The organism is Limnohabitans sp. (assembly GCF_046052825.1).
Classification (GTDB): Bacteria; Pseudomonadota; Gammaproteobacteria; order Burkholderiales; family Burkholderiaceae_C; genus Limnohabitans.
In genome coordinates this window covers 1-15961 of record NZ_JAVLFP010000055.1, presented here as the reverse complement: position 1 = coordinate 15961, position 15961 = coordinate 1, and the positions used below count along the sequence as shown (strand labels likewise).

General features: G+C 55.0%; 9 protein-coding genes. 2 read left to right on the top strand and 7 right to left on the bottom strand.

All coding sequences use genetic code 11. The features are described from left to right. Positions 1–22: 22 nt before the first annotated feature. From fliF to ACKWJN_RS09355, 5 genes are all read right to left on the bottom strand, one after another. Positions 23–2134 (bottom strand): flagellar basal-body MS-ring/collar protein FliF, encoded by a 2112-nt coding sequence (fliF, locus tag ACKWJN_RS09375; protein WP_408596289.1) that lies wholly within the window; start codon positions 2132–2134, stop codon positions 23–25. A 20-nt stretch (positions 2135–2154) separates the two neighbouring features. Continuing rightward, positions 2155–2496 (bottom strand): flagellar hook-basal body complex protein FliE, encoded by a 342-nt coding sequence (gene fliE / locus ACKWJN_RS09370; protein WP_408596287.1) that lies wholly within the window; start codon positions 2494–2496, stop codon positions 2155–2157. Then, positions 2493–3920, bottom strand: coding sequence for a sigma-54 interaction domain-containing protein (locus ACKWJN_RS09365; protein WP_408596285.1), 1428 nt, complete (start codon positions 3918–3920; stop codon positions 2493–2495). Before ACKWJN_RS09365 ends, fliE begins: the two co-directional genes overlap by 4 nt. A 372-nt stretch (positions 3921–4292) precedes the next feature. Beyond that, entirely contained in the window at positions 4293–8594 is a 4302-nt protein-coding gene (locus ACKWJN_RS09360; protein ID WP_408596283.1) for a flagellin, read from the bottom strand. A gap of 205 nt (positions 8595–8799) precedes the next feature. Next, positions 8800–9267, bottom strand: coding sequence for a tetratricopeptide repeat protein (locus ACKWJN_RS09355; protein WP_408596282.1), 468 nt, complete (start codon positions 9265–9267; stop codon positions 8800–8802). Positions 9268–9432: 165 nt separating this feature from the next. On the opposite strand from ACKWJN_RS09355, the gene ACKWJN_RS09350 reads away from it, so the two are divergent. Beyond that, complete coding sequence (locus ACKWJN_RS09350; protein WP_408596280.1) at positions 9433–11274, top strand: acetylglucosamine transferase; 1842 nt, start codon at positions 9433–9435, stop codon at positions 11272–11274. A gap of 12 nt (positions 11275–11286) precedes the next feature. Beyond that, on the top strand, positions 11287–12099 hold the full coding sequence (locus ACKWJN_RS09345) for a hypothetical protein (protein WP_408596278.1): 813 nt from the start codon (positions 11287–11289) through the stop codon (positions 12097–12099). Positions 12100–12108: 9 nt separating this feature from the next. On the opposite strand, the gene ACKWJN_RS09340 is transcribed toward ACKWJN_RS09345, so the two are convergent. Both ACKWJN_RS09340 and ACKWJN_RS09335 read right to left on the bottom strand, forming a co-directional pair. Further along, positions 12109–12930, bottom strand: coding sequence for a hypothetical protein (locus ACKWJN_RS09340; RefSeq protein WP_408596277.1), 822 nt, complete (start codon positions 12928–12930; stop codon positions 12109–12111). Positions 12931–13120: 190 nt separating this feature from the next. After that, positions 13121–15961 (bottom strand): beta strand repeat-containing protein (locus ACKWJN_RS09335; protein WP_408596275.1); only part of this gene is annotated, 2841 nt, incomplete at its 5' end.

Below are 15961 nucleotides of genomic sequence, written 5' to 3'. Positions count from 1 at the left end.
TTTTTATCCTCTGTCTTTGTCATTAGTTGGTTTGACCAATCAGGCCTTTGAGCACACCTGCCACTCGGGTGGAGTCCTCCGACACGATCATTCGAATCAGTGCCACTTTGTCATCATACGAATTGGCGGTGTTGAGCAAGTCGGCCGAGATCGACTGCTTCTTAGGCTTCATGCTGGCCATGCGGGCTTTCACCTCGTCCAAGGTCTCACCCTCTTGAATTTCAATCTCGTTGCCAGCGGTATCGGCTGCCATCTGCGCCATGGCAGCATGGTGCGCTTCGCGTTCGGCCATCTCTGCAGCCAAGGCCTCACGGGCTGCGGCTTCTTCGGCAGCTTTGGCCTCCCAAGCAAGTCGTGCTTCTTCGGCCACTCGCGCTGCCTCAGCGGCCGCTAGTGCAGCTTCTTCTGCAAGGCGAATCATTTCCGCTTCATGTGCTTCCTTGGCTGCTTTGGCTGTGGCCTGAGCAGACGCCGCCTCAGCGGTCGCCACCTCAATGGCCAAGCGGGCTTCGGCGTTGGCGGCCTCGGCAGCAGCCGCAGCGATGGCTGCAGGATCAATCTCAGGGCGGGTCAGACGACGCACCATCGGACGGATCACGGTCAGCAGCAACAGCAAAAACAATCCACCAATCACGCCAGCGTTGACCAAGATTTGGTAGTTTTCGTCCAAATACCAAGGCACGGCCGTGGGATCGATGACAGGTTCAAATTTGGTGGCCACCACCGTGACCATGTCACCGCGGGACTCGTTGAAACCCACCGCACCTTTGACCAATTGGTTCAAACGCTCCAACTCTTCTGGGGTGTACGGAATTGAGGTCGGCGCAGGCGAGCCATCAGCGGGCTTGTCGACCTTCATGCCGGCAGGAATGGGGCGCTCATTGATCAACACGCCCACACCGATCTTGGAGATGGTGCCCATGGCGTTTTTGGTGTGACGCACCGAACGGTCGAGTTCGTAGTTCTTGGTGCTACGCGCTGTGACCTGCACGCCTTTTTCGCTCACGCCCTTGGTGGGGTCCGCATTGGTTTGCGTCGTGGCTTGCGGGTTGGTGGGGCTGGGCGGGGTGTTGGACAAGGAGCCAGGAATGCCAATCGCATCGCGGAAGGTGTTGCGGTCTTCCACAAACAACTCAGAACGGGTTTTGGGACCTTTGTCCTGACCATCAAAGTCTTCCACCGTCACTTCGGTTTGGGTGAAATCGAGCGACATGCTGATTTGCGCGCTCACATTGGACTCGCCCACGATGGGGGCCAGCAATTGGATCAAGCGGGTGCGGTAGAGGTCTTCCATCTGCTGCTTTTGCATCAGTTGGGCCGAGGTCAAACCCAAAGGCTGTTCAACCAACATCTCGTTCATCAAGCTGCCAAAGTTGTCCACCACCGACACGTTTTCAGGGGCCAAGTAAGGCACGCTGGAAGCCACCAATTGGATGATGGCCTGCACGTTGGCCGACGACACGGTGCGACCCGGCATGCGGGTGATTATCACCGACGCTTTGGTGGGCGCGCGGTCGCGCACAAACACGCTTTGCTTGGGTGCGGCCAAGTGCACGCGGGCAGACTTGATACCGCCAATTTGCACAATGCTGCGCGCCAGCTCTTGCTCCATCGCGTTGTTGTAGCGCACCTGCTCCATGAACTGGCTGGTGGTCATGGCGGGCATGTCTTTGAGGTTGTCCATGCCCGAAGCTTCGGTGCGTGGCAGACCTTTAGACGCCAGCAACATGCGGGCTTCTTGGTAGCGTGACGTGGGCACGGTCAGCTGACCGGTGTTGGCATCGACTTCGGGTTTGAACTCGCCAGCCTTCAGGGCTTCGATCGCCACTTGCTTGTCGGCATCGTTGAGCATCAAGGTCAAGGGGCGGTAAGGCGTGGGCTTGAGCGAGGTGAAAAACACCGCCACCGACACCAACAGCATGAACACCACGACAAAGGGCAGTGTTTTGCGCACGGTGGGTTGGCGCAAGACGTCCAACACCATCCCACCTGGGCCGTCTTTTTGATTCAACCAGGCCGGCATGCGGTTGTTGGTGGTGGCAGGCGTGTTGCCCGTGCTGCTGCCCGGCGCGTTGTCTGCCGAGGGCGCGGTGGGCAAGCCCATCGCATTCATGTTCATCGTATCTGTGGCCATATCAGTCTCTCAGTTCAGCATCACACGGGCATGTTCATGATTTCTTCGTACGCTTTCATCACTTTGTTGCGTACTTGCAAGGTGGCTTCAAAAGCCAGCGACGATTTCTGCATGCTCAACACCACTTCGGTGAGCGGCACATCTTCGCCACGGTCATAAGCGTCAGACATGGCGTCGGCCTTGATGTCGGCGTCGTTGACTTTGTCGAGCGCGTTTTTGACCGAGTCAAAAAATGAGGGCTGCCCCACCTTGGTGGTGGCGGTCTCGGCGGCGGCCGATGTGTTGTTGGTGGACTGCGTCTGGTAAGCACGCAGCGTTTCCATCATCGACTGGATGTTGGCATTGGAGATGCGGTCAATCATGCGGAGACTCCTTCAGGCATGCCACGCTCGCGCAACTGCGCGAGTTTGTAGCGCAAGGTTCTGGGGCTGATGCCCAGTTTGGCAGCGGCCTCCATGCGACTGTCGGTGCTTTGAATGGCGGCCATGATCACTTGGTGTTCGCTGGTTTTGACCGCATCTCCCAAATTGATGGGCATCAAAGGCTCTGGACTGGATCGAACTGCAATGGGAGAAAACTCACCCACCGCCTCACGGCTCACAGTCGCACTGGGCGTTGCGGAGTCAAAATCAGACATCGACAACTCACGATCTGTCATGGCGTCATCAAACATCAAATGCGCAGGACTGATGGTGCGTCCGGTACACAAGACCACGGCACGCTGGACCACGTTCTCAAGCTCACGCACATTGCCCGGCCATGGGTAACCCTCTAGCAACAACTGCGCTTCAGAGGTCACGCTGAATGGCAACCCTGTCTTGCCGTGGCGTGTCAACGACTGCATGACCAAAGGCATGATGTCGCCCGGACGGTCTTTCAAAGCCTGAATGCGCAAGCGGAAGGTGCTGATGCGAAAGTACAAGTCCTCGCGGAACTCGCGCTGCTCAATGGCGAACTTGAGGTCTTTGTTGGTCGCAGCAATGATCCGAACGTCCAAATCAATCGTGGTTTCACCACCCAAACGGTTGAGTTTTTTCTCTTGCAGTACGCGCAACAACTTGGCTTGCAGTTGCATGGGCATTTCACCAATTTCGTCCAAGAAGATGGTGCCGCCATGGGCTTGTTCAAACAAACCTTTGTGTTCTTTCAAAGCGCCAGTGAAAGCACCCTTCTCATGGCCAAACAACATGTCCTCGATCAAGTGCTCCGGCAAGGCTGCGCAGTTGAGTGCCACAAACGGGCCTTTGGCGCGGGGCGACGACTCGTGCAGCACACGGGCCAGCACTTCTTTACCGGCGCCTGTTGGGCCGACCAACAAAGCGGTGACTTCGGTTTGTGCCACACGTTGTGCCAAGGCCAACAGGTGTTGGCTGGTGGGGTCGACAAACACGTAGCTCTTGGTTTTGAGTTCAGGCGCATTCAAGCCTTTGACGGCCTGTTTCCAAGCCTGGGGAGCCCATTCGTCGGCAGACAACACATGCAAGGCACCCAGACGCATGGCATCCACCGCCACTTCCATGCGGCGACGGTCCACCCGACACAGCACAGGCACGGTGTGACCGAGTTGCGCGACCAATGTTTGCACCTCTTGCAACAGCTCGGCGCTGTCGCCCAAGCGAATGACCACCATGTGCGCGCGGCGCAGGGCCAGTGTGAGGTCACCCAAGGTAGACACCGTTTCCAAACTGATACCGGCGGTACTCAGCTGGGCGCGATCTGCCGTTTCGATGGGACTGAAAGGGTCCAACCACACGGCATGAATTACGTTGACAGAAGAAGCATTCACTTTGAACAGTCCGAAATAAAGGTAAGACTGTTATGCAAAGGACGTGCCAGCGATAAATGAACCCTAAATGGTTAAATTTATAGAGATACTTCTGCTTTGAAAGTCAGAATCTCGACGCTTCGACGGGTTGCCGACAGCACTCGCACTTGGCGCAGCGGGTTTGGGGTTGAAGGCCCCGCAAAACCGACCATCCAAGCGCAGAACTTCCACCGAGGGAATAGCCTTGGACTTGAAGCCCATGAACTTGCAACCATAGGGTTTGCGCACATCCCACGTGATCATGAGATGGCGACACGCCCAGCAATTCGGTCCTTTGCTTGGCGGGGGTGTTGCGCGAAGATCAGAAGCCATGCGTCAACTCAAACCACTCGATCAACCGCCCAAGAGTTTGAGCACCGTTTGCTGGCTGGTGTTGGCCTGGGCCAGCACTGCCGTGGCGGCTTGCTGCATGATTTGCGTCTTGGCCAACTCGGTACTGGACGACGCATAGTCGGCGTCTTCAATCCCGCTTCGCGATGTAGACAAGTTCATCGACACATTGGTCAAGTTGTTGATCACATGGTCTAGACGGTTCATCACCGCACCCATGGTGGCTCGTGTGGCGTTGATCTTGTCCATGGCGGAGTCCAACTTGGTCAGCACATCGGTCGCGCCGTCTCGCGTGTTGATACGCACCGTGCGTTGGTCAATGTTTTGGTCCACGTCACCGGTGATTTCGCCCGTGATCGGACCGTTTTTACCGAAATCGGCCAAATCAATCGTGACCGTTTGGTTGGCGCTAGAACCCACCTGGAACGCCAAGCGACCGACCCGAGGCGGATCCATCTCGGAGCTGGAACGGCCACCAAAGCTGCCTTCATTGAAACCCAATGAAGAAAAATTGCTGTTGGCGTTGAAGCCGTCGCTGCCTGTGCTGACGGTGAAGGGGCGGGCATTCGCCAGCAAGAGTTGGTCCATGTCAGATGGCGGAGCACCAATGGGCTTAGGCAAACCAGGCAACTGCGGAGGCAGGGCCACCATGCGCACTGTTCCGTAAACCGTGCGTGCGGAATTGCTGGTTGCCGTGGCATTGAAGATGCCCGTGATTTGGTTGTTGCCAAAGCTATTGGCCTTGACTTCGTTGATGGCCAAGTTGGTCGTCGCACTGTTGGTGGCCGCACCCGCAATGTCAAACGCGGTGCCAGCCACGGTGGAAGTGATCGACAGCACACCCGCGGTATTGGTGACGCTCACGTTCTTGATGGCGCCAGAATTGATCGCTGCGGTGATGGCCGTTTCCAATGCAGCCGCCAAAGCGACGTCCGTGCCCGCACCCGAAACATCTGACGTGATTTGTACGCCATTGATGGTGACCGATGCGGTATCTGTTGCACTGAAAGAAGTACCCGAGAAACTGATTTGCGAAGACTGGGCCACAGCCCCGCCCTGGTCTAAACCAAAGTTGGCGGCAGACAAGTCTTTCACGTTGGAATCAAACCACACCGACAGGTTGCGGCCATCTGATTTGAGGCTGATGCCTTCAGCCGTGATGACAGCGGTCACGCCATGTTCGCCAGCTCGGGCGTTGATGGCTTCGGCCACTTTGGTCAAACGGTCTAACTTGGTCTCGTCTTGAACAAACTGAACCTTCACTTCGGTGCCGTTGATGAACAAGGACTCGAGTGTCGGTGAAGCCAAGATTGGCAAGCTCGTATCGGTTTTCAGGCCTTTGATTTCAGCGCCATTGGCCTTGGCCGTCACACCGGTGAGGGGGGTTTGTGAATTGATGGCCTTGGCAATAGCAATGGCACTCGCTGCGGGATCACTGCTGCTTGCCACGCGGTTGGAGTCTTTGTCATCGGCATTGGTCGAAGGCGGAATCTTGACACCATTGATCACCAAATCATCGGTGCCCAAGGGCTTGGAGTTGGCCTTGGCATTGGCTTGGAGAGAGGTGGCGTTGACCGTGGTGGTGGTGTTGCTCTTTGAGTTGCTCAGTGTGAAGGCCGTGCCGGGATTGTCGGATGTCAACAAAATTTCGCCGCCGTTGCGACCTGCGATGGCGGTCACGGGCAAATGCGCGTCTGCATTCACCAAGGCCACCAAACCATCACGCACCGCTTGTGCCGTCAGGCCGTCTGCGACGTTGGCGGTATAGGTGAAAGGAGTGCCGTTCACGGTCAGCTTGAACGTGTCGCCGTCCGCGGGCGCCGTGCCTGAGAACGTCACGCTTTCAACCTGAGCCACGTTGGGTCCCACGATGACGCGAGGACTGGTATTGGCCACCGCTTCATTTTTGCTGAAGTTGCCACTCATCAAACCCGCACGGGTGATGTCACCCGTGGTGTCAGAAGTCAACACCACAGGGGCTGGGATTTTGGACTCCAGAGAAATGGTGCTGGCTTGTACACCTTGGCGCATGCCAATGCGTGAACCAAAATCATCGGCATTGGCCGAGGTATCAAAAGTCACTTCAATGTTGCGGCCGTCGGCTGCACTCAAGGTGATCCCTTTGGCGTCTGATCCGGTGTCAACAGCTTTCACACCCGTTTTGTCGCTGATCAAGTTGATGGCGCGAACCACATTGGCACGTGTCTCACGCGAGTTGTTCAGTACTGTGGTGATGTCTGCACTGGCGAATCCGTTGATGAACACGGTGCCTTTGAGCACTGAAGTGCCCGACATCGCGCGGCCGGACATCACGTTCTCATTGACCTTGGCAAACACGCCAGTTCCGGTCGAAGCAATGTAGTTCTCAGCGGTGGTGTCCACCAAGCCGGTCAGGCCTGTTGCGCCAGTTTGAATCACCGTGTCAGGCATATTGCCCTCGGTGGTGGCGAACTTGATGGACAGATTCGAATTGCCTGGCGCATAGGTCACCACGCGGCCAGTGCCCGGCGCAAACAGAGGACTGGCTTGCAAAGCAGCTGCAATTTTGGCTGTCGCTGCGGCAGAAGTCGTGTCAAGCGCATTCAAAGTCACGCTCACGCCGGCCACTGTGATGTTGCCGGGAGAAGGCGTGCCTGCAAACGTCAACATTTGCGTTTCGCCTTGGGTCACGCCTGTGGCAACAGCCAACCGGTTGATCGCAGCGGCTTTGGCAATTGCACTGCCTGCAGCATTGGCCACAGGAGAAAATTTGTCGTCAGTGGCATACGAAGCGCCAATGTCGATGCCATTGATTTTCAAATCGCCGGCGCGCAGGGCTGGAATACTGCCTTCCACGGACACGTTGTAACTAAAGGCACGACCTGTCAAAGGCGCATTCGTGCCATCAGATTTTTGGAATGCATAGACCAAGTCATCGGACAGAACCTGAGAGTTTGTCCCAGTGCTCTTGATGAAGGTGATCGAACCTGCGGGAGCGCCATCGGTCACCACCGCAGTGGGCAAAGCGCCAGAACCACTGATCGCCAAATTGGTGACGTTGGTGCCCGAAGTCGCACTGGTGAAAGTCACGTCAACGGCGGTGGCAGCGCCAGAGTCAAAGCCACTCAATGCACCGGTGAAAACCCCTTTCACGGGAAGCGGAAGGGTCCCTGCTGTGTATCCGTTGGCGCGGCTTGCAAAGTCTGTGGCCACCTCGGCTGCCGTCGCTCCTGTTGCCCCTGCGGTGTAGGTCAACCCGCCCAAGGTGAGTGTTTGGCCAGCGGTCATCGCACTGAAAGTCACAGCCGTGCTCTCTGTCACCGCCGTGTTGTTCATGATCCCCTGCATGGGAATGGTGGTGCCTTGCGCCGTCTCGAACGATGCCGTCACGTTACCGCTGGTATCGACACTCATGCTGAGCGCGCCACTGAAGAGGAACGTACCGTTGCCCTTGAAGCTTTCTGCCCCTTGAACAATGGCTTCTCTTGTCGATGCAATGGTTGCCGTTAAACCAACTGCGGCTTGCGGGTCAAAACTGGTGTCAGCGACATTCCCATCGGCAGGCGCGTAATTGATGGTCAATGTATCTCCGGACACCGTGACACTGCGACCTGAGCTGCTGTTGAATTTAGAGTCATTGCTCATCGCTTGCTGGATCTTGGTGGCAACGGTGGCAGCTGACGCCACTGAGGCTTGATCCAACACCACGTCGACGCCACCGACAGAGATGGTCAAGGTCTGGGGACTCACCAATGCAGGCATGGCGCCTGCAATTTGCAAGGTTTGCGTCTCACCCGCGTCCGACCCCGCCACCGTGCGAGAGGTTGTGGGGTTGATGAACACATTGCCAAATTGATTTTCAGAGGTGACTTTGTAGACCGGCATTTCCCCCACACGTTGCCCCGCTGAGCCGTTCAATACTGGGAAACCGTTCCACTCCGTGTTGTCGGCAATTTGCACAATTTGTTGCTTGAGTTGTTGAAACTCCAAATCGAGGTAACTGCGCTGTGCGTTGTCATTGGTGTCGTTGACCGCTTGAACGGCCAACTCACGCATGCGCTGCATCATGTCTGTGATTTCGTTGGTCGCACCTTCAGCCGTTTGGATCAGGTTGATGGCATCCCCCGAGTTTCGAACCGCTTGGTTCAAGCCTCGTATCTGCTGTGTCATTCGCGTTGCGATGGCCATGCCTGCCGCATCATCTCGTGCTGAGTTGATGCGCTTGCCCGTTGACAATTGCTGCATGGCTAAAGCTTGGGATCTCCCAGAAGTGGTGAGAGCCGCTTGCGAAAACAATGCTTTGACGTTGGTGTTGATAACTGCCATTTTTTAATCTCCTGACCTCAATTGGTCAATCAAACTTGCCTCTACCGACGCACATACCGTGCCAGGTTATTTCCGACGCTCTAAATAGGGGTTTACCCTTTTTAAAGCAAAAAAATATGTTCATCTAAGTATTCAGTGGCAAGGTTTTGTCGCTTCACTGGCAAGGTTTTGCCACTTGCCGCCGTGAAATCGACACATTTGCCGCTCAGTGGTGAACGGTGGTGGCTGACTGCATGGAATCGCTGAAATCATCCAAAGACAATTTCTCGGCCAGCAATTCCAATTGGTCCGGATAAACCGCCAATCCTTGGCGCACCACCTCAAGGGCACGGGCAGGGTCGAGGTTGCAGCGCAGAGCGCGCACAAACATCACATAAGTGAATGGGGGGGTGTTGTTGCCCTGCACTTGCACCAGCTCTTCCATCAATTCGACAGCCAGTGGCCAGTCTTGGTTCATCATGGCCAGCAAGCTGGTGATGGCCAAGATGTCTTCACTGTGTGGATACAGGGCCATACCTGCATCTCCGAGGGCATTGGCCAACTCAATTTGTTCTGTGGCTACCAGCGATTGAATGGTCTCGCGAATCTCAGCGGGGCTGAAACGCTTGATCATGCTGGGGTTGAGCAAGCCGCCAACAGCAGCTTGGTTCATCAGTTCTTGAATGAGGGTCATAGAAGGCTCCTAGGGTGGTCGAAAAAAATTGCTGTCGGCTTTGCGCACAACACATACCCCCTCTAAGCAAGAACAAAGCCAACTCCTACGACACCCTGCACCCAAGGACTGATACGTGGCGCGACTATTGCTTTTTGACAGAGAAATGTTTCACCCAGGGACACCATGTCAAAAAATCCACCCTTCGCAGCGGAAATTGCTGCCACCGCCATGGCCGTGGCGAACGCCAAAGCCACTGCCGAGGTCGATGCCTCATCACAAGCCATGAATTTAGACCAGCTCTTCACAAGGTGCGGCGAATTACAAGCCAGCGCACAGCCCCACCAAGCCCTTGAGGTGTACCAACATTGGTTGGCCACTTCCAACGACCCACTCCGCTACATGGCCTGGTACAACTATGGATCGTTGCTTCAAAGCGTGGGGCAATCTGAAGACGCGGTGAAGGCCTATGGCCAGTGCTTGCAACTGCAAACCCGGTTCCCGCAAGCCCTGATCAACCTGGGTTTGACGCTAGAGAAATTAGGCCGACGTGAGGAGGCTTTGCAGCAATGGGCCGCATTGGTCAGCCATCGACTGCTCAAAGATGCGCCTGAGACCGAGATGTTGGTGTTGGCTTTGAATCACATTGGGCGTGTTCAAGAAGACCTCAAACAATATGACTTGGCAGAACAAGCCCTGGAGCAGAGCTTGGCCTTGAAGCCCAAACAACCTGGGGTTCTTCAGCATTGGGTCCATATCCGCCAAAAGTCTTGCAGTTGGCCTGTTTACAAGTCACTGCCCAACATCACCCACAACGATATGTTGATGGCCACCTCCCCTCTGGCCATGCTGGCACTCACAGATGACCCAGTTCAGCAATTGCTCACCGCATTTGCATTTGTGGAGCGGACTTATGGTTTCAAGCAAGAGTTTTTAAGCCGTGGCCGAGAATACCGACATGAGCGAACTCGGATTGGCTATGTCTCAGGTGACATGTGCGTCCATGCGGTGGGCCTGCTGCTGCCCCAGTTGCTTGAGGGACACGACCGAAATCAATTTGAGGTGTTTGGCTACGATTTCAGCCCTGAAGACGGTACAGCGCACCGGGAGCGTGTCAAAAAGGCGTTTGATCATCTGCGCCCCATCCACTCATGGACAGATCAGCAAGTTGCACAGCAAGTTCTCAACGATGAGATCGATGTCCTGATCGACCTGCATGGACTGAGCTCTGGCGCACGCCCAGGCATCTTCGCTTTGCATCCAGCCCCAAAACAAGGGACTTACCTTGGATTCATTGGAACCACGGGCATGCCTTGGTTTGATTTTGTGATCGCAGACAGCTACGTCATCACTGAAGAGTCCTCCAAGTACTTCACCGAAAAGCCGCTCTTGCTTGAGACGAGTTTCATCCCAGAAAGCGCTCATGCACCCAGCGCCTCTCCCCTGAGGCGAGAAGATTTTGGGTTGAAACCCGAACAATTCGTCATGGCAGCGTTTGGCAATGTCTACAAAATCAATGAAGCTTTATTTGATTGCTGGACCCAATCGTTGCGCCGCGTAGAAAACGCCGTCCTCTGGCTGATTGACGACAACCCGGCCACCACCCGTGAACTCAAACGCCAAGCTCGCATCAGACGCATAGACCCACAACGCATCATCTTCACGCCACGTGCAACACTGGCTGAATATCTGGCACGCATGAAATTGGCTGATCTTTTTCTTGACAGTTTTCCCTATAACTGCGGCTCCACAACACGAGACGTGTTGAATGCAGGTGTTCCCATCGTGACGATGAGCGGAAAAACCATGGTGTCACGTATGACGGGCAGCATGCTCAGCGCCTTGGGCCTGCAAGAACTGATCACCACCAGCCCGAATGAGTACACACAACTGATCATCAAGCTGGCGACACACACAGAGTTTCAAAAACAGCTCAAAGAAAAGCTCAACCCGACCCCTCACCCAAAATTACACAAGTTGTCATTGAGCCAGTCATTAGAAAAACAGTTGAAAAGCGTCATCCAATGATCGGAAATTGACATGTCATCCAATATCTATATCCATCAAATCTTCTACAACGAAGAAACCAAAGCGCAACTGGATCCGGGCTACATCCCGCTTGACAATACCGCCAATGAACGGCCCGATTGGTATGAGTTTTGGCCCATGCTGAAATGGCTGCAATCGAACCCGATGGAAGACAACGATTGGTACGGTTTTTTATCCCCTAAATTCTTTAGGAAAACCGGATTTACCTCTGGCGATGTTTTAAATGTCATTGAGCAATTCAAAGAAGAAGCGAATATCGCCACTTTCAGTGTCAGTTGGGACCAGGCCGCTTATTTCAAGAACGTCTTCGAGCAAGGCGAGTTGTGGCACCCAGGCATCACGGAAATAACTCAACAATTTTTGAACGCCATCGGTGACACGACTGATCTTCAAAAAATGGTGAACTACTCTTACACCTCTGTCTTGAGCAATTTCATCATTGCCAAACCCAAGTTTTGGAGAGAGTGGTTGAGTTTGGCGGAAAAGTTCTTCGCATATGCCGAAAGCAGTGACCTCCTCAAAGATCGCACCACCACCTATGGCTCCAATGCCAACCAGGCCCCCATCAAAACTTTCATCCAGGAAAGATTTGCTTCGTTGATCCTCTCGCGGGGTGGCTACATCACGATCCCAGTGGACATGAGCCAGCACATTCCGATCTATGAACGATTATTTAAAAACAACGAAGAGAACAAAAAGCGGCTGGGTGTTTGCGATTTTTTGAAGAATGAATATTTAAAAACGGGCGATCTATCGCTGATTGAAATGCACCAAAAAATCCGAAGCAACTCAATTCTGAGTTGACTGAAAAATTTAAATTTCGTTTGTCAGCACGAAAGCTGTTGGCCTGTTGACATAGGCATCGAAACTCACGGTTCGCGACAACAATTCATTGAGTATCAGAACCAAGCCTTTGGTCGACAAGGCTTGCGCACAGAGACCACCTGATGGAATCACATTGGGTACAGGTTCGAAAACTTCTAAAACTCTTGGATGTTGGAGCGACTCTGCCAGTGAAAAGAAGAAGGATTGGTTGCCCAAATACACGGTGCTGTTGGCGATGTAGTGGGCCGTTTCAAGGGCGCTCACAGTAGGCAGATAGCTGATGGCCAGCTCAGGAAAGTCATGCGAAAACAACTCAAACTCTTGCTGGGTGCCTACAAAGCCGCATTTGATTTCATAGTCTGCTAGAACTCTGTAGTCCAATTCTTTGTTCACGTACCGCGAAGACCTTCCAACCAATACATCAAAGTGGTCCACGCTTGGCATCGAAGGCAGCTTGACCCAAGCCTGAGGTTGTTCTTTGATCAATGCAAAGGCTTTGAAATAGTAATCAATGATGTTGCACGCAGCGGTGTTCACTGCCCCGAACCTGATGATGTCAAAGTCTATTGCATCTGCCGGTATTTCAGATTCAGGACAATAAATAACATCCTGCATATAGTCCTGGCCATCCAATAAAGGCTTGATGTAATTGAACATTCCTTGACTGAACATCAAACCTTCGCCAATGTGCTTTACCCCAGGATGGGAAGTTGCTTTTTTATCAGACGGAATGAATAAGCAAACCCCGGTTTCTTTGAATTTTTTCAAGAGCTTGAGCATGCTTGGAATTGAATAAACAATATCGCCCATGAGGCCAGAATGTTTTATTTTCAGCATCTAAGTTCCAAGATATACGCAACCACAAACGTCAATGGTGAATCGTATCACCGCATGTCGGATCTACGCCTGCGCTTTTTTCACGACAACAAAAACGCCCTGCGAACGGCTGTGAGCCAACCCCATGTTTGGCTCACAGTCGTCACTGGATTGATTGCAAGAATTACAAGGCCAGAATCTGGGCAGTTGTCAGTCCGATCGCAGCAATCTGATCCGTGGTCAGTGCCCCTACCTGTGCAGTCGTCAACGCCGCCAAGTCTTCGGTTTCAATCGAAGGAACTTGTGCCGTCGTCAACGCAGCCACCTGGGCGGTGGTCAGCGCAGCCACTTGAACTGTGGTCAAAGACACGATTTGATCGGTGGTCAAAGCAACCACTTGATCTGTCGTCAAGCTCTTGACTTGGGCTGTGGTCATCGAAGCCAAATCACCCACCTCAATCGCCGCCACTTGCGCGGTGGTCATCGCCGCCACTTGCGCGGTCGTCAACACCATCGCCTGGCTGTCGGTCAAGGCCGCCACTTGCGCGGTCGTCAAGGCCGCCACCTGGGCCGTGGTCATGTTCTTGACTTGGGCGGTGCTCATCGAGGCCAAATCACCCACTTCAATCGCCGCCACTTGCGCGGTCGTCAAGGCCGCTACTTGGGCCGTTGTTAGCACAACGGCTTGGCTGTCGCTCAAGCCCACCACTTGCGCGGTCGTCAAGGCCGCCACTTGCGCGGTCGTCAAGGCCACGGTTTGAGCCGTGGTCAGCGCTGCGACTTGGTCCGTCGTCAGGGTTGACACTTGTTCGGTCGTCAAGCTCTTGACTTGGGCTGTGGTCATCGAGGCCAAATCACCCACCTCAATCGCCACCACTTGGGCTGTGGTCAACGCCGCCACTTGCGCAGTGGTCAATGCCGCAGTTTGACTGTCACTCAAGGCCACCACCTGGGCGGTCGTCAAGACAGCCACTTGGGCCGAGGCCATCGCACTCACTTGTGTTGTGCTCAAAGCCGACACTTGGTCCGTCGTCAAAGCCACCGTTTGGTCAGTGGTCAAGGCATTGACTTGGGCTGTGGTCAAGGCACCCAAATCATCCGTTTCCAACGCCACCAGTTGCGAAGTGGTCAGGGCGGCCACTTGCGCCGTGGTCAAGCTCTTGGCTTGCGCCGAGGTCAATGCCACCACCTGATCTGTCGTCAAGACAACCACTTGGTCCGTCGTCAACGCAGCAACTTGTGCTGTGGTCAGGGCGGGCACTTGGTCTGTCGTCAAGGCCACCGTTTGTTCGGTAGACAAGACGGCAACCTGTGCAGTGGTCAGTGCTGCCAAGTCAAGCGTTTCAATGGCAGCCACCTGAGCCACAGAGAGTGCCACCACTTGAGCCGTGGTCAAACTCTTGACTTGCGCAGAGCTCAAGGCCACCACTTGGTCGGTGCTCAAGGCATACGCTTGGTCGGTGGTCAATGCAGCCACTTGCGCGGTGGTCAATGCGGCCACTTGCGCCGTCGTCAACACCACCGTTTGTGCGGTGGTCAAAGCGGCCACTTGGTCTGTCTTGAGTGCTGCAACATCTGCGGTTTCAAGCACTTCAAGCTGCGAGGTCGTCAGCGCTGCAACTTGATCTGTCGTCAAGCCCTTGGCCTGTGCCGATGTCAAGGCCACCACTTGGTCGGTCGTCAGCACAACCACTTGATCCGTGGTCATGGCCGCCACTTGTGCTGTGGTCAACGCCGCCAAATCGGTCGTCTCGATGCTGACCACTTGCTCGGTGGTCAAAGCAGCGATTTGGTCTGTCGTCAGGCTCTTGGCTTGCGCCGAGGTCAAGGCCACCACTTGGTCGGTCGTCAACACGACCACTTGATCTGTGGTCAACGCCGCCACTTGTGCTGTGGTCAACGCCGCCAAATCGGTCGTCTCGATGCTGACCACTTGCTCGGTGGTCAAAGCTGCTGTCAACGCGGTAGTCAGGCTCTTGGCCTGCGCGGAGGTCAACGCGACCACCTGTGCCGTCGTCAAGGCTGTGACCTGATCTGTGGTCAGCGCCACGATCTGAGCTGTTGTCAACGATGCGACCTGTGAGGTCGTCAAAGCCGCCACTTGATCGGTCGTCATCGCTGCGACCTGGGCGGTTGTCAGCTTGCTGGCTTGTAAGGTCGTCAATGCAGACAGGTCAGCTGTTTCCATCGCCACCAACTGCGCCGTGGTCAAGGCTGCGACTTGCGCGGTGGTCAATGCGATGGTTTGAGCCGTTGTCAGGGCCACCACTTGGTCGGTGGTCAAAGCGGCCGCCTGAGCAGATGTCATGGCAGAAACTTGCGCCGTCGTCAGCACCGCGAAGTCAGCGGTTTCGATGGCCACCACCTGGGAGGTTGACAACTTGGCCACCAACGCTGCGGTCAAGCTCTGGGCCTGCGCCGTGGTCAACGCCACCACTTGATCGGTCGTCAATGCCACCGCCTGCGCTGTCGTCATAGCGGCCACTTGGGCAGTGGTCAAGGCCACCACCTGATCTGTGGTCAAGGCGGCGGCTTGTGCTGTGGTCAGAGCGGCCACTTGCAACGTGGTCATGGCTGCCAAGTCAATGGTTTCAAAAGCCACCACTTGTGCAGTGGTGAGCTTGGACAACTGGGCTGTTGTCAATGCAGAGGCTTGCGCAGAGGTCAAGGCCACCACTTGATCGGTCGTCAATGCCAGTGTTTGTGCAGTCGTCAATGCAGCGACTTGCGCCGTGGTCAAACCAGCCACTTGGGCCGTTGTCAGCACGACCGCTTGGGCCGTCGTCAGAGCAGACAACTGGGCGGTCGTCATCGCCGCCAAATCAGCCGTTTCAAGCGCTACCAACTGATCAGTGGTGAGCTTGGTCACTTGCGCCGTCGTCAAGCTCTTGGCCTGGGCCGACGTCAAGGCCACCACTTGGTCTGTCGTCAACGCCGCCGCTTGCGCAGTCGTCAAGGCCGCCACTTGGGCCGTCGTCATGGCGGCCACTTGGTCCGTCGTCAACGCCACCGCTTGGGCCGTCGT

What these genes read in the sequence shown, in the direction of transcription:
- fliE (WP_408596287.1), bottom strand. Translation starts at nt 2,496, where the DNA reads ATGATTGACCGCATCTCCAATGCCAACATCCAGTCGATGATGGAAACG.
- ACKWJN_RS09350 (WP_408596280.1), top strand. Translation starts at nt 9,433, where the DNA reads ATGTCAAAAAATCCACCCTTCGCAGCGGAAATTGCTGCCACCGCCATG.
- ACKWJN_RS09360 (WP_408596283.1), bottom strand. Translation starts at nt 8,594, where the DNA reads ATGGCAGTTATCAACACCAACGTCAAAGCATTGTTTTCGCAAGCGGCT.
- fliF (WP_408596289.1), bottom strand. Translation starts at nt 2,134, where the DNA reads ATGGCCACAGATACGATGAACATGAATGCGATGGGCTTGCCCACCGCG.
- ACKWJN_RS09345 (WP_408596278.1), top strand. Translation starts at nt 11,287, where the DNA reads ATGTCATCCAATATCTATATCCATCAAATCTTCTACAACGAAGAAACC.
- ACKWJN_RS09355 (WP_408596282.1), bottom strand. Translation starts at nt 9,267, where the DNA reads ATGACCCTCATTCAAGAACTGATGAACCAAGCTGCTGTTGGCGGCTTG.
- ACKWJN_RS09340 (WP_408596277.1), bottom strand. Translation starts at nt 12,930, where the DNA reads ATGGGCGATATTGTTTATTCAATTCCAAGCATGCTCAAGCTCTTGAAA.